Annotated in this window: 18 protein-coding genes; 9 read left to right on the top strand and 9 right to left on the bottom strand. The window is 57.0% G+C overall.

Features of this window, described 5'->3' with window-relative positions:
* Positions 1–171: 171 nt before the first annotated feature.
* Entirely contained in the window at positions 172–528 is a 357-nt protein-coding gene (locus KO499_RS10175; protein WP_215983629.1) for a hypothetical protein, read from the top strand.
* Here KO499_RS10175 and KO499_RS10180 read toward each other — a convergent pair.
* Entirely contained in the window at positions 506–1,417 is a 912-nt protein-coding gene (locus tag KO499_RS10180; RefSeq protein WP_215983630.1) for a LysR family transcriptional regulator, read from the bottom strand. The two genes, KO499_RS10175 and KO499_RS10180, sit on opposite strands and share 23 nt — an antisense overlap.
* 155 nt (positions 1,418–1,572) lie before the next feature.
* On the opposite strand from KO499_RS10180, the gene KO499_RS10185 reads away from it, so the two are divergent.
* The 5 genes from KO499_RS10185 to KO499_RS10205 all read left to right on the top strand — a co-directional run bounded on the left by KO499_RS10185 (position 1,573) and on the right by KO499_RS10205 (position 6,262).
* A complete protein-coding gene (locus KO499_RS10185) occupies positions 1,573–2,784 on the top strand; it encodes an acyl-CoA dehydrogenase family protein (RefSeq protein WP_215983631.1) in 1,212 nt (403 codons plus the stop codon).
* A gap of 65 nt (positions 2,785–2,849) precedes the next feature.
* A complete protein-coding gene (locus KO499_RS10190; RefSeq protein WP_215983632.1) occupies positions 2,850–3,668 on the top strand; it encodes an SDR family oxidoreductase in 819 nt (272 codons plus the stop codon).
* 52 nt (positions 3,669–3,720) lie between these two features.
* Positions 3,721–4,785: a phosphotransferase family protein gene (locus KO499_RS10195; RefSeq protein WP_215983633.1), complete on the top strand. Its 1,065-nt coding sequence runs from the start codon at positions 3,721–3,723 to the stop codon at positions 4,783–4,785.
* On the top strand, positions 4,785–5,474 hold the full coding sequence (locus tag KO499_RS10200; protein WP_215983634.1) for a histidine phosphatase family protein: 690 nt from the start codon (positions 4,785–4,787) through the stop codon (positions 5,472–5,474). Before KO499_RS10195 ends, KO499_RS10200 begins: the two co-directional genes overlap by 1 nt.
* 17 nt (positions 5,475–5,491) lie before the next feature.
* Positions 5,492–6,262, top strand: coding sequence for an SDR family oxidoreductase (locus tag KO499_RS10205; RefSeq protein WP_215983635.1), 771 nt, complete (start codon positions 5,492–5,494; stop codon positions 6,260–6,262).
* 59 nt (positions 6,263–6,321) lie between these two features.
* On the opposite strand, the gene KO499_RS10210 is transcribed toward KO499_RS10205, so the two are convergent.
* Complete coding sequence (locus tag KO499_RS10210) at positions 6,322–7,194, bottom strand: DUF6279 family lipoprotein (RefSeq protein WP_215983636.1); 873 nt, start codon at positions 7,192–7,194, stop codon at positions 6,322–6,324.
* A gap of 143 nt (positions 7,195–7,337) precedes the next feature.
* On the opposite strand from KO499_RS10210, the gene KO499_RS10215 reads away from it, so the two are divergent.
* Complete coding sequence (locus tag KO499_RS10215; RefSeq protein WP_215983637.1) at positions 7,338–7,580, top strand: DUF2798 domain-containing protein; 243 nt, start codon at positions 7,338–7,340, stop codon at positions 7,578–7,580.
* A gap of 72 nt (positions 7,581–7,652) precedes the next feature.
* Here the strand turns inward: KO499_RS10215 and dacB are convergent, their stop codons facing one another.
* Positions 7,653–9,209: a D-alanyl-D-alanine carboxypeptidase/D-alanyl-D-alanine-endopeptidase gene (dacB, locus tag KO499_RS10220; protein ID WP_215983898.1), complete on the bottom strand. Its 1,557-nt coding sequence runs from the start codon at positions 9,207–9,209 to the stop codon at positions 7,653–7,655.
* A 273-nt stretch (positions 9,210–9,482) separates the two neighbouring features.
* Here dacB and KO499_RS10225 point away from each other — a divergent pair, with 273 nt between their 5' ends.
* Positions 9,483–10,253 carry a glutathione S-transferase N-terminal domain-containing protein gene (locus KO499_RS10225; RefSeq protein WP_215983638.1) on the top strand — a complete coding sequence of 257 codons (771 nt, stop codon included), beginning with the start codon at positions 9,483–9,485 and terminating at the stop codon, positions 10,251–10,253.
* A gap of 35 nt (positions 10,254–10,288) precedes the next feature.
* On the opposite strand, the gene dkgB is transcribed toward KO499_RS10225, so the two are convergent.
* A complete protein-coding gene (dkgB, locus tag KO499_RS10230; protein WP_215983639.1) occupies positions 10,289–11,098 on the bottom strand; it encodes a 2,5-didehydrogluconate reductase DkgB in 810 nt (269 codons plus the stop codon).
* Positions 11,099–11,219: 121 nt separating this feature from the next.
* Here dkgB and KO499_RS10235 point away from each other — a divergent pair, with 121 nt between their 5' ends.
* Entirely contained in the window at positions 11,220–11,633 is a 414-nt protein-coding gene (locus tag KO499_RS10235) for a GFA family protein (protein ID WP_215983640.1), read from the top strand.
* On the opposite strand, the gene KO499_RS10240 is transcribed toward KO499_RS10235, so the two are convergent.
* The 5 genes from KO499_RS10240 to KO499_RS10260 form a co-directional block, all read right to left on the bottom strand.
* Entirely contained in the window at positions 11,627–12,748 is a 1,122-nt protein-coding gene (locus KO499_RS10240; RefSeq protein ID WP_215983641.1) for a PQQ-dependent sugar dehydrogenase, read from the bottom strand. The genes KO499_RS10235 and KO499_RS10240 overlap by 7 nt on opposite strands.
* A gap of 250 nt (positions 12,749–12,998) precedes the next feature.
* Positions 12,999–13,820 carry a (2Fe-2S)-binding protein gene (locus KO499_RS10245; RefSeq protein WP_215983642.1) on the bottom strand — a complete coding sequence of 274 codons (822 nt, stop codon included), beginning with the start codon at positions 13,818–13,820 and terminating at the stop codon, positions 12,999–13,001.
* The gene (fhuB, locus tag KO499_RS10250; RefSeq protein ID WP_215983643.1) at positions 13,807–15,837 is read right to left on the bottom strand and encodes a Fe(3+)-hydroxamate ABC transporter permease FhuB; all 2,031 of its coding nucleotides are present in this window, start codon (positions 15,835–15,837) and stop codon (positions 13,807–13,809) included. The genes KO499_RS10245 and fhuB overlap by 14 nt, the downstream gene beginning before the upstream one ends.
* The gene (locus tag KO499_RS10255; protein WP_215983644.1) at positions 15,827–16,762 is read right to left on the bottom strand and encodes an ABC transporter substrate-binding protein; all 936 of its coding nucleotides are present in this window, start codon (positions 16,760–16,762) and stop codon (positions 15,827–15,829) included. The genes fhuB and KO499_RS10255 overlap by 11 nt, the downstream gene beginning before the upstream one ends.
* Positions 16,752–17,525 (bottom strand): ABC transporter ATP-binding protein, encoded by a 774-nt coding sequence (locus KO499_RS10260; protein WP_215983645.1) that lies wholly within the window; start codon positions 17,523–17,525, stop codon positions 16,752–16,754. The genes KO499_RS10255 and KO499_RS10260 overlap by 11 nt, the downstream gene beginning before the upstream one ends.
* Between the last annotated feature and the right edge of the window lie 16 nt (positions 17,526–17,541).

Consider the following 17,541-nt stretch of genomic DNA (forward strand, 5'->3'; position numbering starts at 1 on the left):
AGTCATGTAAACAGGGGATGCCACCGTTTGTCTTTCTTTCACCGGAAAGTGGTTTCGTCCAGAATGGCTTCGGGGCTATAGTGGCCCGAAACAGGCCGGTCTGTCGGGCCGAATACGCAATTCGAATCACTCTTTGGCTTGAAATGCCTTTAATCTGACTGGAAGAACACTTTGCTCTATCGAATCATAACCATTGTCGGCGGTCTGGTATTTGTTGTCGCTCTGTTCGCTCTGATCTGGTTTTTCTGCAAGAAATTTCTGGAGCATCATGGCGTAACGGACCAGGTGAAAGATCGGGCAACGGTTCTGGCCACCTGGACCTTTGCCGGAATCAGTGTGGGGTTGGTCTTTGCGGTGGTGGGGGCGTTCGTTCTGGGCCCCTGGGCGTTCTACCGAACCCTCAGGGGGCATGGTGTTGAGCTGTCCGACGCCGCCGCCGTGTGGTGGGGGCTTGGTATTGTCCTGGCCTCTCTTGGCATTACAGCGATCGGATTTTTCGGATTCCTTACGGTTGTGGGGGCGTATTAGTAATGGCCGTCAACTGCTCCCGGAACCAGACCAGTGCCGGTTCTTTTTCATAGGCCTTGTGCCAGTACAGGTGCACGTCCAGAGAAGGCAGGTCTGCGGGCGGGTTCATGATCCGGATGTTGGCCCGCTCCGCGATAATGCGGGCGTACGCTTCCGGCATGGTCAGTAACAGATCCGAACTCTCTACAACCCTGCAGGCGGCATAGTAATGCTGGCACCTCAGCCGGATACTGCGTTGGACGCCCAGCCTCGAAAGCTCAAAGTCCTCGATACCAGGTCCCTCTGTGCGTGATGATACCAGGACGTGTTTCGCGGACAGATACCCTTCCATATCCAGCGTTGCCTCCGCCAGTGGGTGGCCCTCCCGGGCCAGGACAACCAGTCGGTCACGTTGCAAGAGTTCGTGAGAGGTCTGGTTACTGACCGGCAACAGCACATCCACGGCAAAATCCAGTTTTCCCGCCGCCAGTTGTGTCTCCATGTCGCGCCGGGCAATCCGCTGGCTGACGATCTCCAGTTCCGGGTAAACCTCCAGACGTTGCATCAGACGTGGCAGGAACGTGGATTCCAGGATATCCCGCAACCCGAGCGAATAGGTTTTGCGCTGGGTGGCCGGATCAAAGGCATGAAACTGGTTTACCGCACCCTGAATCTGGGTGAGCCCCGGTCGCATGGTTTCCAGAAACCGCCTCGCCAGCGGCGTTGGCACCATCTGATTGCCCTGGCGGGTAAACAGGGGGTCATCAAAATGCTCCCGCAACCTGGACAGCGAGTGGCTCACGGCCGGCTGTGTCAGGTGCAGCGCCCTGGCGGCGCGAGTCAGGCTGCCTTCGCGGTAGATGGTGTCGAAGACATGCAGAAGGTTCAGGTCCAGGCGATTGAGGGCCATTGTCAGGGTCCGTTTCTTGGATGACTTTAAATAAGTATGATTAATAATAAATGATAAGAATAATTCAGTCGCGTAATAGTTTGACCCTCCCTAGACTGTCCCCAGCGTGATTAATCCGTGCACGCCAGCGTGCAATCGTTAGCGAGGAGACGGTGATGGATTTCAATATTTCCGAGAAAGGCCAGGATTATCTCAACCGCGTGAAACAGTTCATGAAGGATGAGATCTTTCCCATCGAAGAGCAGTATCACAAGGAGCTTGCCTCCCTGGATAATCGCTGGGTGGTACTTCCGATCATCCGGGAACTGAAGGAAAAGGCCAGGGCCCAGGGGCTCTGGAACATGTTTTTTCCGGACGAAAAATACGGCTGTGGTCTGCTTAACTCCGATTATGCCCTGATTGCCGAAGAAACCGGGCGCAGCTTTATTGCCCCGGAGATCTTCAATTGCAATGCCCCGGACACCGGCAATATGGAGGTGCTGATTCATTACGGTTCTGAGGAGCAGAAAGCCGAGTGGCTGCCCCGACTGCTGAGCGGTGAGATCCGCTCCGCCTTCTGTATGACAGAGCCTGCCGTCGCCTCCTCGGATGCCACCAACATGGAGGCCTCGGCGGTTGTTGACGGTGACGAAGTGGTTCTGAACGGTCGCAAATGGTGGAGCACCGGGATCGGGCACCCCGATTGTAAGGTGGCTATTTTCATGGGCCTGACGGATCCGAACGCCCACAAGCACGGTCGTCACTCCATGGTATTGGTGCCACTGGATACACCCGGTGTGAAAGTGGAACGCATGCTGCCGGTATTCGGTGCATACGATGAGCCATACGGCCACGGCGAGGTGGTGTTCGATAATGTACGTTTGCCCAAAAGTGCCTTCATCGCCGGTCCGGGGCGCGGGTTCGAGATTGCCCAGGGGCGCCTGGGGCCGGGCCGGGTTCACCACTGTATGCGGGCTATCGGTGCGGCGGAGCGCACACTGGAGATTCTGATCAAGCGTGCGACCACCCGCGAGGCTTTCGGGCGACCGATTGCCAAGCTGGGGGGGAATCCTGACATCATTGCCAATGCTCGAATGGCCATTGAGCAGGCGCGTCTGCTGACGCTGAAATGTGCCTGGGCATTGGATACCAAAGGTATCACCGGGGCGCTCCAGGAGGTCTCCATGATCAAGGCGGTGATCCCGTCGATGCTGCAGACCATTGTTGACCAGGCCATTCAGATTCACGGCGGTGCCGGGGTCAGTGATGATGACTTCCCGCTGACACAATTGTTCGCTTATGCTCGTGTCTTGCGCCTGGCGGATGGCCCGGATGAGGTGCATCGGGCTATGGTCGCGAGGCTGGAGCTTCGAAAATATAAAGGTTAACGCCAACTCCATCGTATTTCGGAGGCGGTTTCAGTTTCTAGCGAGATAACAACAGGGAAGCACTGATGACTCAGAGAGTATTCATAACCGGAGGCGCCAGCGGCCTTGGTCGTGCCATTGCACTGCGCTATGCCAAAGAGGGTGCCAGGGTCTGCATCGGCGACATCAACCCGGAGCAGGGCGTTGGTGTCGAGAATGAGATCAACGCGGCCGGTGGCGAAGGCTACTTCGTTGAGTGTGATGTTCGCCGGCTAACCGATTTCGAGAAGGTCCGGGACGACCTGGTGAAGAAATGGGGCGGCGTCGATGTGGTGGTTAATAATGCGGGTGTTGCCTCTGCCGGTTCTATTGAAGACACCACCATGGCCGACTGGGAGTGGATTCTCGATATTAACGTATTGGGTGTGGTTCGGGGCTGCAAGGCGTTCACGCCGCAGTTCAAGCAACAGGGCTCCGGAGCGTTTGTGAATGTTGCTTCCATGGCCGGGCTGATGCTGGCGCCTTTGATGGACAGTTACAATGTCACCAAGGCCGGGGTCATTGCGTTGTCCGAAACCTTGAGCCAGGAATTGCGGGATGCCGGTATCCACGTGAGCTGTGTATGCCCGGCGTTCTTCCAGACGAACCTTGCCAGTACGATGCGTTCGGACCTTCCCGGTATTCAGCAGAATGTCAGCAAGCTGATGAAGCGGTCCAGTATAACGGCAGAAGATGTGGCAGAAGATATTTTCCGCTCGGTTGAAGGCAAGAACTTCTGGGTGTTGCCCCATGCCAAAGAGCGCCGCATGTGGATGTTAAAACGCCATGCGCCCAAAGCTTTCGACTGGCTGATGCATCAGGAAAGCAAGCGCTGGATAAGCAAGATGGGTGGTGGTAAGGCCTGATAGCATTGATGAGACGCTGTCTCCAACTGAAGAATCAAAAGGAGAGTCCTGAATGACCCAGATCGACCAGGCCGTGGACATCCGTGAAGGTGAGGAGCTGGATACGGGGGCTGTGGACCGGTTCATGAAACAGGCGATCCCGGGCCTGCAAGGCGAGCCAGCGGTTCGCCAGTATCCGGGCGGCGCTTCCAACCTGACTTATCAGGTGGATTATGGCGAGCGCTCCTATGTTTTACGTCGCCCCCCGTTCGGCAAGATTGCCAAGTCTGCGCACGACATGCTGCGAGAGGCGAGAGTCATGCGGGCGCTCAAACCGGTCTATCCTTACGTGCCGGATATTATCGCTATCTGCGATGATCACGACGTTCTGGGATGCGATTTCTACGTGATGGAGCGGTTGAAGGGCATTATCCTGCGGCAGGACTTTCCGAAGGATTTTGAGCTCGGTGCAGCCGATACCCGAAAGCTTTGCCTGAACGTCATCGACAAGCTGGTGGATCTTCATCGTGTCGACGCCAAAGCGGCAGGGCTGGATAAACTGGGCAAGGGCGAGGGCTACGTTCAGCGCCAGATTGGTGGCTGGAGTGACCGGTTCCGCAAGGCTCGCACGGAAGATGTGGGGGACTTTGAACAGGTGATGAGCTGGCTCCACGACAAGATGCCACAGGACCTTGCCCAGGTGGTGATCCACAACGATTTCCGGTTCGACAATGTGGTACTGAACCCGGATAACCCGTTTGAGGTCATCGGTGTCCTGGACTGGGAAATGGCAACCATAGGTGATCCACTGATGGATCTAGGCAACAGTCTGGCCTACTGGATCGAGGGCGATGACGAAGGTCCGTTCCAGATGCTGCGCCGACAGCCTACCCATCGGCCGGGAATGCTTACCCGCAAGGAGGTGGTCGAGTATTACATGGAACAGTCGGGTTTCAAGGTAGATAACTTTGATTTCTATGAGATCTATGGCCTTTTCCGGCTGGCAGTCATCATCCAGCAGATCTATTACCGGTTCTATCATGGTCAGACCAAAGACAAGCGTTTCGCAGCCTTTGGGCACGCCGCGAATTACCTGGAGACTCGCTGCCGGCGACTGATTGCGGAGAGCCCACTGTAATGGCAACGATTTATCTGGTCCGTCACGGCCAGGCCAGTTTCGGAAAAGAGAATTACGACAAACTATCTCCCACAGGCTGGCAGCAGGGCCGGGTGCTGGGTCGTTGGCTTGAAGGCAAAGTTGAACCGGCGGCAGTGTTCGGTGGCAATCTTGAGCGCCACCGGGAAACCGTTGAGGCGATTGCCGCCGGGTTTGGGGCAGAATTTCCGGATATGCAGGTAGTTCCAGGTTTCAACGAATTCGACCACACGACGGTTGTGGCACGCTACCGCCCGGAATGGACTGACCGTGCGGTGATGGCGCGGGATCTCAAGGCGTTTCCAAAACCGGCCAGAGCGTTTCAGGAGGCCTTTGTACAGGCAGTACGCCGTTGGGCTTCCGGCGAGTTTGATCATGACTACGAAGAAACCTGGCCTGACTTCAAGGCGCGGGTTCTTGCTGCCTTCGAAGAGATGATCGAGTTCGCTGATGGCGGCGACGTGCTGGTGGCCACCTCTGGCGGACCGATTTCAGTGATCGCCCAGTATCTGCTTGGCCTGGACGATGGCAAGGCGCTGGGCCTGAACGAGGTGATCGCCAATACCAGTGTTTCGCGGGTCCTGTATTCGGGTGCCCGACGCAGCCTGGCCGTTTTTAATAACTACAGCCACCTGGAAGCGGATGACCCCGCCCTGGTGACATTCCGATAGCGAATTGAGGTGAACGAATGAGCAGTAAGAATCTGTTTGATCTGACGGGCAAGGTTGCGCTGATTACCGGTGCCAGCCGCGGCATTGGCGAGAGTATTGCCCGCACCCTGGCTGAGTACGGTGCTCATGTGATTGTCAGCAGCCGCAAGATTGACGGTTGCGAAGCCGTGGCCAGCAGCATCCGGGATGCCGGCGGCAGCGCTGAAGCCTATGCCTGCCATATCGGTGAAATGGATCAGATCGACGGCATCTGGAATCACATTGAACAGACTCACGGAAAACTGGATATCCTGGTCAATAATGCCGCTGCCAATCCCTATTTCGGGCCAGTTGAAGATACCGATCTTGGCGCATTCAACAAGACCGTGGATGTGAATATCCGGGGTTATTTCTTTATGTGCGCCCGCGGCGCCCAAATGATGAAGAAAGCTGGCGGTGGCTCGATTGTTAACGTAGCGTCGGTGAACGGTGTGAATCCGGGGCACTATCAGGGTATCTATTCAGTCACCAAGGCGGCTGTAATTTCCATGACCAAGTCCTTTGCCATGGAACTGGGTCAGCAGAAAATCCGGGTGAATGCGCTGCTGCCGGGTCTTACCGATACCAAGTTTGCCAGTGCTCTGACCACTAATGAAGCAATCAAGAAACAGGCGATGGCCCATATCCCCATGAAGCGGGTGGCGGATCCGTCTGAGATGGCCGGTACGGTGCTGTATCTGGTCTCTGATGCATCGAGTTACACAACCGGCGCCTGCATCAATGCGGACGGTGGTTACCTGACGGTCTGAGGTTTGCCCGGGGTTGGATGAAAACCTTCATCTGACCTCGTTTTACGGTACCGGAGGCATCAGGCTGGCGAGCAGGTCAGCACCTCAAAATCACTGTTGAGCTCCGCTGCGCGATTCTGCAGATGGGCCAGTGTTGCGGAATCATCGGCAATGATCAGGTCATGCATCAGGGACGTCATGGCCACGCGACTTTCTGCCATCATGGCTTTGTAGGCATCGCCCCGCACCGACTCGGAATTCAGGATCAGATATTCCAGTTCCGCCTCGAACGTCGGCTCGTTTCTTTTCTCCAATGCCGTCAGCAGTGCCTGTTGCCAGTTTCTGCGCCCCTGCAGCCAGATTTCAGTCTGACCGCTACGGTTGGCAGACCACTGCCGGACGATGTCACGCTGCTCACGATTGAGTTCGCCGAGCCAGCGCTCAACCCTCTCTGCTGTTCTCTCGGCCCGGGCTTCGGCCGTCGCCTCCGGGGAATCGGCCAGGAATTCCTGTTCCATTTCCTGCTGGCTCTGCGCCATGTTCTCTGTCAGTTCCTCAACTTGTTTGTTATTGAGGCTGGAGAGCAGGTTTACCGCCACCGGCGTTGCGCGCTCAAGAAGGCTGGGGAAAAAGCTGAATAGCTGCTGCTGATGGTGCTTGATGGTGGTCTGATCGGGAGGGCCATCCGATACATCCGATTGAAGTTGCTCCAGCCAGGCCTGATAGCGGGGCAGTTCGGTACTGCAATGCCATTGCCGCAGTTGCTCAATGTCGCTGTTGAGTTGCTGCTTCTGGTCGGTGGTAAGGGAAACATAGTCCTCCACCCACCAGACGACGCCCCAATCGGCGTATCGGTAGGCGAGTTTGGTAGAACTGCAGCCGGCCAGTGTGATGAGCAGTAACAGAACTGGAAGATTGAGAATATTGCAGAGGTTCCTGTTTTCGAAACTCATGGCTTACCTGTTCTGGGAAAATGCGTGTCGAAAAAAGTTTGGAAGCTCATTATGATTCAGGGCTGCCCGCATAGCAGTGTACGACATTCCAGATTATATGGATGGGGCTTGCGCGGGCATTGTCATGTCTATCAGGAGAAGTTATGAGCAGAGTGAAGCTTTCACGTCTACGTCAGCTGGTCTTTGGCTTTTATATGTCCGGTATCATGTCGGTGCTGATGTCCGGCGTGATTACGCTCCTCAATACAGGCCTGGATGGCGGGTTCTTCTACCGCTGGGGGCCCGCATTTCTGGTCGCCTGGGCGGTTGCCTTCCCGCTGGTCACCTTCATTGCTCCTTTTGCAGGAAAGCTGACTGCTTCCACCATGCGACGGTTTGAGTCGTAGCAAGTAGTCGGCATCGATGTTTTCAGGTGTGGTTGAAAGGGAACGAAAAGCCCCGGCAATCGCCGGGGCTTTTTATTGAATGCTGGTTGCAGGCTTATCAGAGCCAGCCTGTGAAATTGCGGTCCCTGTTGGCGGACGGAAATGCAGGGAGTAGAGAAGGCGGTCTAACACGCCCTGGCCGTTCCACGCCGGATCGTTATTGACCATGCCAACCACCGCCCAGGTGGTATTGTTGGTGTCGCGGGTAAAGCCGGCGATGGATCTTACATTTTCCAGATAGCCTGTCTTGATGCGTCCCTCTCCATCCATGCCGGTATTGCGAAGCCGGCGGGCCATGGTTCCGTCCATGGCAATAATGGGCATGGAAGCCATCAGATCTGCCGAGTAGGCGCTGTTCCAGGCATGCTCCAGTATCTGGGCACCCTGACGGGCGGTAATGCGGCCGTGCCGGGTGAGGCCGGCGCCATTGTCGATGACCATGCCGGCGGTGTTGATGCCCTTATCTTCAAGCCACTCATAGACCACCCGGATGCCCGCTGCGCGATCGTCACGCTCGTCCTCCAGGCGGTTTTCAGCGCCAATGGTAAGCAACAACTGACGAGCCATGACGTTGCTACTCCACTTATTGATATCCCTGACCATGGTCACCAGATCTGGCGAGGTGGTTTTCATCACCAGTCGTGCATCTTCTGGTGTTATTCCGGTACGGTTTTCACCGGAAACTGTTACCCCTTGGTCAGACAGTAGCGAACGGATCAATGATGCGCTGTATTGTTCGTGCGGCAATAAAGACAGGTATCGAGTGGTGCGACAGCCTTGCGGTAACTCTCCGGATACCCGGACAGTGACCTGATTGTCTTCATGCAGTATGGGCTCCCACTTGAAACTTCTGCGCGACGGACAACGCCCCTCGGCTGTAGCGATCACACGATTGTCGATGGCGATTTCGCCCAGTGAAGGGGTACTCCAGGCTTGCGTGCCACGCTCATCGGCCCGTACCTGGAAACGGATCAGGTTCAGGTTGGTCAGGAAGGCAGATGGCTCAACCAGAAAGGGCGCATGGGGATTGTTGCCATTGTCTTCAAATGATGGAACACCGTCGTCCATTCCAAAGTAGGTTCCATCAAGAACAAGGGCGCCCTCAATACTCGTGATCCCCATGCTGCGAAGCTCGGAAAGTGTTGTCCAGAGCCGTTCGATGGTGAGCTTGGGATCGCCACCGAAGCGTACATAAAGATTACCTTTGAGTGTGTCACCGACCATGACACCGTCAGTCAGAAAGTCTGTATCCCAGTGGTGATTGGGGCCGAGGATCTCCAGGGCCGCAAAGGTTGTTACCAGTTTCATGATGGAGCCCGGGCTCATCAAAGTGTCGGCATTGATATACTGGTTGATGCCGGGGCCATTCAGTGGAATGGCGGCCATACCCATGGCATCTTCATTGTGAAGGGACTGGAGCGCATAATCCCGGAGCTGGTTGGACCAGAGGCGATCGTCGGAGAATTCTGGTTCGTCGTCCTCGGCGGCAGAAACGGAGGGTGTTGCAAGCACCGCAAGGGCTGCAAGGGATGCCAGCACAAAACGTCTGAACTCAAGACACTTCTTTTCTGTATTTCCAGAGCGTTGCATAGCCGGGGTTACCATGATCATCATCCAACGAGTTCCTGTAGTTCAACAATAGCCCATCCCGTCCGTTTGTACTATGCAGAAAAGCTCTACATGACGTTAAAAAATGGCAGTAGACTCGTTGTTTGTATTGAACTTTTGTGACGCCATGTAAGCGCCTTTGTGAATCATGGGGTTAGGTGGACAAAAATTCACAATTACCGGGAGGGTTCCGGAGGCCAATGGAAAATGGTCTGGTTGCGTGATAATGGGGAGTCTCCAATAGAAGGTTTTTTTATGTCGAATACGTTGTCTCACAATGTTCATGTGTTGGGGTCGGTTGCCACCTCATCGTTGTCCGCCTGGCGCGGTTGCCTGGTGGTAAAGGCAGTGGCCCAGCCGGAAAAGCCGATCGTGCTTTACGACATGGAGGGCTGTCCATACTGCCGCCGTGTTCGTGAGGCCCTGACCGCACTGAACCTGGATGTGGACATCCGGCCCTGCCCGCAAGGCGGCGCGGTATTCCGGGCCCAGGCGGAAGCGCTGGGAGGCCGGCAACAGTTCCCGTTGCTGGCGGATCAGAACACGGGGACGGTGATGTACGAATCCGAGGAAATCATCGAGTACCTGTTTCGTCAGTATGTCGGGCAGCCGGTGCCGTCATACTATCGCGGGCGGGTCTGGCAGCCGGTCCTGGGATCATTTGCAACCGTCGCCAGCGCTATGCGGGGGTTGCGGTTGAATCCGGGCAAGCGTCCGGAGCAACCGCTGCATTTGTGGAGTTTTGAAGGCAGTCCGTTTTCCCGTCTGGTGCGTGAGCGGCTCTGTGAACTGGAGATTCCCTATACCCTGCATAATCTGGGCAAGGAGCACTGGACAGAGCTTGGGCCGGCGAAGCAGCGCATCAAGCCGGGGCCCTACACGCCGATTCCTGGTGGCAAGCGGGATGCGTTTTTCCAGGTGCATAAGCGGGTTCAGGTGCCTTATCTGGAAGACCCCAATACCGGGGAAGGCCTGTTTGAATCTGCGCGGATTCTGACATATCTGAATAGCCACTACGGGACCTGATCTTCGACGGAGGCTGTCGCTATTGCTGTTCTGGCTCAGTCCCAGGCCGGAGCAAAGCCTGGATTAGCGATCCGCTCGTTGCGGTCCAGCGCATCAATCGCCCGGATTTCCTCTTCGCTCAATGCAATTTCCAGTGCCTCAAGATTGGCCTTCTGGTGGGTTGGCCGAGTCGAGGAAGGAATGGGTACAACGCCTCTGGAGGCAACCCAGGCGATTGCAATCTGGGCCGCAGTCACGTTTCTGGCAGCGGCAATGCGCTGCAGGGTTTCATCTTCCATTACCTTACCTACAGCCAGTGGCATATAACCGGTTACGGTGATGCCGAGCTTTTTAGCGTGCTCCACAACGTCGCGATTGGCCAGGAAGGGGTGAACTTCCACCTGATTGGTAAAAATGGGAGCGTCACCGAGAATGTCCTTTGCCTCGTCCATTTGCGCACAGGTGAAGTTGGAAATGCCGATGTGTTCTGCCAGGCCTTCGTGCTGGGCATCGCGCAGGGCGCCCAGATATTCTTTCATGGAAACTTCATCATCCGGTGACGGCCAGTGAATCAGGGCCAGATCGACGTGGTCGGTCTTCAGCCGCGCGAGGCTGTCGTGCAAACTGTTGATCAGGTCGCTGGTGTGCAACTGGTCATGCCAGATTTTGGTGGTGAGAAAAATTTCCCGGCGCGGAATTCCGCTTGAGGTAATGCCATCACCAACTTCCGCTTCGTTTCCGTACATCTGGGCGGTATCAATATGGCGGTAGCCCAGAGACAGGGCGCTCTTGACGGCGTCGCGGGCGTCATTGCCCTTGAGCCGGAACGTTCCCATGCCGATCTTTGGAAGTGCGCTGAATGACATAGTGTCCTCCTTAGCGAATGGTGTGTTCTTAACGTGGTGCCGGGACTCTGGTTCTTCAAGTGGCCGCCGGGTATCATCGCGCCTTACGTAATCTGTGAACTGAACGAATGAGGCCCGGATCATGTACACCGGTCGTTGCCTGTGTGGCGATGTAAATTTTGAATACGATGGCCCCCTTGGCCCCGTTTCCCTGTGCCACTGTAGCCAGTGCCGCCGAGCCCATGGAAGTGCTTTTTCCGCCAGTGCACCGGTTCAGAAAGTACGGTTTCGCTACGTCTCGGGTGAAGACCGTATTGCCGAGTTTGAATCACGTCCTGGCAAATACCGGGGTTTCTGCAGTCGTTGCGGCAGCCAGCTATACAGCCGTGTTGATGCGATTCCCGGAATCCTGCGTTTGCGGGTCGGATGCATCAACGAGCCCCTGCGTAAGGGGCCGGCCCAGCATGTTTTTGTCGGCTCGAAATCTGACTGGTTCGAGATTACCGACGAGTTGCCGCAGTTCGAGAAAACCGAGCGAACCAACGATCCTCACTGAGGCGGCACCATCCGGTAGACCTTGCCCCGTGGTGAGTCTGTCAGCAGCCACAGGGCACCGTCAGGGCCCATGCGCACGTCGCGGATCCGTTCGCCGAGGTCGGTCAACAGGTCTTCTTCCTCGGTCACATCACCATCCTGAATGCGCAGGCGCACGAGTTTGCGCATCTTGAGCGCTCCGACAAACAGATCCCCCTGCCATTCGGGAAACAAATCGCCTGTATAGAACGCTATGCCAGATGGCGCAATGGACGGGTCCCAGTAATGCAGTGGCTGGGCCAGGCCTTCCTTGCTGGTTTTGCTGGTGATGGGCAGGCCAGAATAGTCGATGCCGTAGGTAATCGTTGGCCATCCGTAATCGGCGCCTGCCCGGATGATGTTGATTTCGTCGCCACCCCGGGGACCATGTTCGTGGCTCCAGATTTCGCCCGTTTCCGGGTGGATGGTCATGCCCTGGATATTACGATTGCCGGTTGTATAGAAGGTATCGTTAGCGCCGCTGGTGTTGAGGAAGGGGTTGCCGGGGGCAGGGCCGCCATCGGTCGCAATCCGGTGGACGCCTCCGGCATCGTCACGGTTGTCCTGCGCCCGATCCATCTCGCCGCGATCTCCAACGGAGAGGTAAAGATTGGCTTCCCGGTCGAATTCCATGCGACCGGCAAAGTGCCTGCCAGTGTTCGAGCGGGGTAGCGCTTCAAAGATGATGTCAACGTTGGTAAGGCGCTCCCCGTCCAGTTGCGCGCGTGCCACGCGGGTGGTCATACCGTCCCTGTTTCGGTGGGCATAGCTCAGGAACAGGATCTGATTCTGCTCGAAATCCGGGTGCAGTATTACGTCCAGCAGCCCGCCCTGGCCAGATACGACAAGCTCCGGTACCCCGCTGACAGGGTCACTCAACAGCTCACCGTTACGGATCATTCGCAGCCTTCCCTCCCGCTCTGTCACCAGCATGGAGCCATTTGGTAAAAACGCCAGGCTCCAGGGATGCTCGAGGCCAGTAGCTACGGTCTCCAGCTGGAAATCTGCTTGATCGGAGGAAAAGGTCTGGTTTGCCATGCCGGGAATGACAACCAGCAATAGACTGCCTGTCAGGACAAGGTGTTTGAGTATACCCATTGGAGCCTCCTTTCATGCAGATGCCGTGTGAACAATCAGGGTAGCAGTTAAAGCGAGCTTCCCAGAAGCGTGTCCGATTACCAGATGTATAGGGCTTCGGATCACTTACAGATCAGTGGCTGCTGTTGCAAATAAAAATTATTCTCAATAAAGTAATGGCCAATGAATTTACGTCAAGCAGGAGGAAACACCATGGCACCCGAACAGGAAATGATTGAAGGCCTGAAACTGGCCGCAGGCGCCGCAGTGCTTATTGGTCTGGGTGCCATTGGCCTGGCGTTGTCTTCGGTTTTTGGTGGGTAAGTGCGGCCAGTCGTTCCTTGCGATAAACGCCACAAGTCCCGCAGTAGCCGCCTTCCGGCAGAAGGTATTTCAGGCAACATCCCTTGCGTTGGGGGATGGCCGTGGTCTGTTCGCCGAACACCGCCGGAATCCAGTTTATGAACTGGTTTGCATCGTTCCCGAACTGCTCAAGCCAGCTCTGGGCCAATTGGCAGAGCGACTGCGGCTCTGCCTGGTTCCACACGGCTGAAAATGGTGCCCCCAATCCCAGACCGATACTGCTCCAGTAGGCGCCGGGACTGACGCCCAGTTGTCGCCTGAAGACTGGGTACCATTGGTTAGTCATTTCTCCTACTGACTGTACAAAGGTCTCCTCATCAACCGGATCTCCCCCCGGCACCTGAAACCATCGGGATATTGTCTGCGTGTTCCCGTTGGCCGGTGCCAGGAAGATTCGATTGGGGTCTGGTAAAGGAGCATGGCCGTCGCGAAACAGCTGGATAGTCAGAGGCGCAATGATACTCAGGGCCAGGTCCTGCTGAAGCACAGACAAGAAGGCACGGAGGGTCCGGGGACCTGGGTTGTTGGGGTAGTCGGTGCCAACCTGCCGGGTCAGTAATGACGGTTCTTTCAGGCACTGGGCCAGAGAGAAGAGGCCGGTTTGTGCGCCGGAAGAGGGTGGCAGTGCCTGATCGAGAATCGACTCCCTATCCAGTCCTGACAGGGTCAGGAGGTGGCTGTATTGGTGGCCCCACTGGCCCAACCCTGGGGTGCGCTCAGGCTCTGCCATGACGACTCAGCCCCCAGAGGAAATAAAGACCACCAACCAGAGCGGCCAGTAGGCCCGCCGGCAGTTGGTTGGGATAAACCACAATTCTGGACAGGTAGTCTGCGATACCCAGTAGCAGACCACCGGCAAGAGCGGCGACAATCAGCTGTCGACCAACGGTTTGCTGACCGAGAACCCGAGCCAGATGAGGCGCGATCAGACCAACGAAACTCAGTGGACCAATAACCACGGTTGCTGAGGCTGTCAGCAATGCCGCCAACAACAGCAACAACAGGCGCACCTTCGCCACTGGTAAACCGAGCGAGCTGGCGGATGTTTCCCCCAGGGGGAGTATGCTCAGGGGACGGACAGTCAGGAGCAAGGTGGCAGCGATCAGCAGGATCAGCCCCAGGAGTCCCAGTGCCTCGGTTTCCGAGACCAGCCAGGTGGCGCCGTACATCCAGTTGAGCAACCTTGAGGCCACGGTGCCACCAGATGCCATGACCAGACGAAGGCCCGCGTCCATAAAGACATAGAGAGCGAGCCCGCCAAGCAGAAGCTGGTTACCGGCAAACCGGTGTCTGCGAGCCAGCAGAATCAGCAAGCCCAGCGCAGTAGCAGCGCCCAGGGTGGCGGCTCCCAGCTGTCCGGCCCTGCCGATATCAGCGCCGGACAGTACAATCAACACCATGACAACCGCTGCACCGCCGCTGATACCCAGCATTTCCGGGCTTGCCATAACGTTGCCTGTCATTCGCTGGATCAGGGTTCCCGCAAGGCCCAGGGCCATGCCTGCAAGAACAGCAGCCAGTAATCGGGGGCCGCGCCAGATCCAGGCTTCATGCCATTGAGCTATCGGGGTCCAGGACCAATCCGTTAGCCCGGGTGACCAGCTCATGGAAGTGACAAGGGTGATCAGAAGAAGCACGGCGATGGCACCGCCGATCGCCAGAGTGGAGCGTCTTTTGGGTAGAAAGCCGGTGTGGCTGTCGTCCTGACCCGGCATATGATGGGTATTCTTCAGACCTTGCAGGGCAATCAGAATTATCGGCCCACCGATCAAGGCGGTGGTCGTACCTGTGGGCACAAGAGACCCATCGCCCCAGGTCGATGCCCAGTGGGCAGCCGTATCGGCAAGCAGCAGCAGGCCTGAGCCAAGAAGGCTGCTCCAGATCAGTCGTTGTAACAGTGTGCGCGCGCCCAGCAGTCTGGCCAACACCGGCGCCGCCAGGCCAATAAATGCCACTACGCCGACCCGACTGACGACGGTAGCACTCATCAATACCACCAGAAACAAAGCCAGCAAACGAATCAGGCCCACTTTTGCACCGAGGGAGCGGGCAGACGCCTGACCCAATTGCATAACCTGGAGTGGCCGCATCAGCAGAACCATAAGCACTCCAAGCACCAGTACCCGGGGCCAGAGGTCCATGAATGGATGCCAGTTGTTCTGAGCCAGGGAACCCGCGCCCCAGATAAACAGATTCCCCAGCCATTCGCCTTTGAGTAACAGGAACGCCATGTTGACGGCACCCAGGAAAAAAGTAACCACAAGGCCGGCCAGGATGACGGTTACCGGTGAGAACCCCAGGCGCCAGGTCAGCGCGATTACCAGCCCGATAGCGAGTAAGCCGCCGGTGACGGCGACCAGGTCGGGACTGAAGGCCAGCAATCCCGGAAAAAACAGGGTAGCAACGCTTATCCCGAACTGGCTGCCGGCCTCCACGCCGAGGGTCGAGGGTGAGGCAAGTGGGTTACCCAGGATTTGCTGGGTGACCGCGCCAGCGAGACCAAGACCACAGCCAATGAGAACCGCAATGGCGACACGGGGTGCCCAACTGTAATGCGCGAGTACCGACGCATAATCGCTGGCCTCGAAGGTCCAGAAGGCGGCTATCAGAGTGCCTGTGTCGAGTTGGCCGAGCCAGGGCGCTGCGCTGGCGAGAAACGCGCCACACCAGATCAGTGCCACGGCCACCGGTAGCCTGGCCGGCAAGGTTGGCTGACTGACGCCTCTTTCAGAAGGCTCAGCGAACATTGTCAGAACCTCCTTCCAGCAGACTGTCGGTGAGCAGCCTTGCCAACCGTTTGACCGGGAACACCCCGCCGAACGGCCAGACCGGATCAGTCTGGTAAACCTGATTGCGTTGAACCGGTGGCAGATAGGTCCAGAAAGGGCTGTTGGCCAGGGTCTCTGGCAGACCTGGTGAGGTCGGAGAAATGGCAACAATCCGGCTGTCACGATACGGTGCCAGCGCTTCAAGCCCGATGACAGAAAAACCCCAGTAGTTCCCGGGATGGGGCCAGGAATTCTCGAGGCCAAGGGCACTCAGGGCCGATTGAAAGATGCCGTTGGGTGCGTAAACACGAACGTGGCGGTCGTCCAGAAAGCTCACCAGTGCCACCGGGCGGTCGGTGAGACCGGCGTTCTCAAGACGACGGCGCTGGGTCTGAAGGGTCTGGTTGATATCGTCAAGAACGGCTTGGGCGCGCTCTTCCCGATCCAGTATCTCGCCGAGCGTCAGGAGCATATCGCTGGCTTTTTTGAAAGGGTATGAGTTCTGTGTGTAAACGCTGACAACGTAGGTGGGCGCAATGCGCTCAAGCAGCTCGGCGGCGGGCGCCATTTCGGAACTGGTGACAATCAGGTCCGGTTCCAGCTCGGCGATGGCTTCCAGGCTCGGGGCCGTCCGGGTACCAATGTTGGCGACGCCCTCGGGCAGTTCCGGTTCCTTGACCCAGACGCTGTAGCCATCACGATCAGCAACACCGATCGGGGTGATGCCGAGTAACAACAGCGCCTCGGTGGCGGCCCAGTTGAGAGCAATGACCCGTTCCGGTGTGTGGTCCAGAGTCAGAGTCCCCTGTTCGTGCTGCCAGCTTGCGGCACCGGCAAAGGCAGACAGCAGGCTCAACAGCAGTGCGGCGCCATATCGCCAAGGCAATCGGAACCTAGTGAACATAGGATACCCATTGACCAGGAGCCCTTTCCATCACTCCCATGGGCACGTCGTAAATGGATTCCAGAATGCCGGCATCCATGATGTCCCGGGGACTGCCATCGGCGACCAGTTGTCCGGATTTCAGGGCGACGAGGCGATCGCAGAACCGTGCCGCAAGATCTACATCGTGTAACACGACAACAACGGTCAGATCCCGCTGCTGGGCAAGACGATGGACCAGGCGCAGGGTTTCAACCTGATGTTTTACATCCAGAGCCGATATGGGCTCGTCCAGCAACAGGCAACGGGTCTGCTGGGCAAGCAACATGGCAATCCAGGCCCGCTGCCGTTCACCACCTGAAAGCGTGTCGACAGAGCGATGCTGGAACAGGCCAAGGCCTGTGTCCTCAATGGCCTGGGTAATCAGTCTGTGGTCTTCGTCGTTGTAACGGCCGAGAGGGCCGCGCCAGGGATAACGACCGAGGGCGACCAGTTCGCGAACCGTCAATCCATCAGTTCCGGGCGGATGCTGGGGCAGGTAGCCTACATGGCGGGCAAATTCCCGGGCGCCCGTGCTTTGGAAAGGCCGGCCCAGTAGCTGAACCTTGCCCGACGTCGGAGCAAGCTGACGCGCGAGCACTTTCAGTAGCGTGGATTTTCCTGAGCCGTTATGCCCGAGGAGGGCTGTCACCTCACCCTCAACGAAACCGAGATTCAGGTCATGAAGAATAGCGGTGTCGCCAATGCGGACATCGAGACTGGAAACATCAAAAAATACAGGCATGCAGGCTCCCGAACAC

Origin of the sequence: Marinobacter sp. F3R08 (genome assembly GCF_018860425.1) — a bacterium.
Classification (GTDB): Bacteria; Pseudomonadota; Gammaproteobacteria; order Pseudomonadales; family Oleiphilaceae; genus Marinobacter.

What these genes read in the sequence shown, in the direction of transcription:
- KO499_RS10180 (WP_215983630.1), bottom strand. Translation starts at nt 1,417, where the DNA reads ATGGCCCTCAATCGCCTGGACCTGAACCTTCTGCATGTCTTCGACACC.
- KO499_RS10185 (WP_215983631.1), top strand. Translation starts at nt 1,573, where the DNA reads ATGGATTTCAATATTTCCGAGAAAGGCCAGGATTATCTCAACCGCGTG.
- KO499_RS10190 (WP_215983632.1), top strand. Translation starts at nt 2,850, where the DNA reads ATGACTCAGAGAGTATTCATAACCGGAGGCGCCAGCGGCCTTGGTCGT.
- KO499_RS10195 (WP_215983633.1), top strand. Translation starts at nt 3,721, where the DNA reads ATGACCCAGATCGACCAGGCCGTGGACATCCGTGAAGGTGAGGAGCTG.
- KO499_RS10200 (WP_215983634.1), top strand. Translation starts at nt 4,785, where the DNA reads ATGGCAACGATTTATCTGGTCCGTCACGGCCAGGCCAGTTTCGGAAAA.
- KO499_RS10205 (WP_215983635.1), top strand. Translation starts at nt 5,492, where the DNA reads ATGAGCAGTAAGAATCTGTTTGATCTGACGGGCAAGGTTGCGCTGATT.
- KO499_RS10210 (WP_215983636.1), bottom strand. Translation starts at nt 7,194, where the DNA reads ATGAGTTTCGAAAACAGGAACCTCTGCAATATTCTCAATCTTCCAGTT.
- KO499_RS10215 (WP_215983637.1), top strand. Translation starts at nt 7,338, where the DNA reads ATGAGCAGAGTGAAGCTTTCACGTCTACGTCAGCTGGTCTTTGGCTTT.
- dacB (WP_215983898.1), bottom strand. Translation starts at nt 9,209, where the DNA reads ATGCAACGCTCTGGAAATACAGAAAAGAAGTGTCTTGAGTTCAGACGT.
- KO499_RS10225 (WP_215983638.1), top strand. Translation starts at nt 9,483, where the DNA reads ATGTCGAATACGTTGTCTCACAATGTTCATGTGTTGGGGTCGGTTGCC.
- dkgB (WP_215983639.1), bottom strand. Translation starts at nt 11,098, where the DNA reads ATGTCATTCAGCGCACTTCCAAAGATCGGCATGGGAACGTTCCGGCTC.
- KO499_RS10235 (WP_215983640.1), top strand. Translation starts at nt 11,220, where the DNA reads ATGTACACCGGTCGTTGCCTGTGTGGCGATGTAAATTTTGAATACGAT.
- KO499_RS10240 (WP_215983641.1), bottom strand. Translation starts at nt 12,748, where the DNA reads ATGGGTATACTCAAACACCTTGTCCTGACAGGCAGTCTATTGCTGGTT.
- KO499_RS10245 (WP_215983642.1), bottom strand. Translation starts at nt 13,820, where the DNA reads ATGGCAGAGCCTGAGCGCACCCCAGGGTTGGGCCAGTGGGGCCACCAA.
- fhuB (WP_215983643.1), bottom strand. Translation starts at nt 15,837, where the DNA reads ATGTTCGCTGAGCCTTCTGAAAGAGGCGTCAGTCAGCCAACCTTGCCG.
- KO499_RS10255 (WP_215983644.1), bottom strand. Translation starts at nt 16,762, where the DNA reads ATGTTCACTAGGTTCCGATTGCCTTGGCGATATGGCGCCGCACTGCTG.
- KO499_RS10260 (WP_215983645.1), bottom strand. Translation starts at nt 17,525, where the DNA reads ATGCCTGTATTTTTTGATGTTTCCAGTCTCGATGTCCGCATTGGCGAC.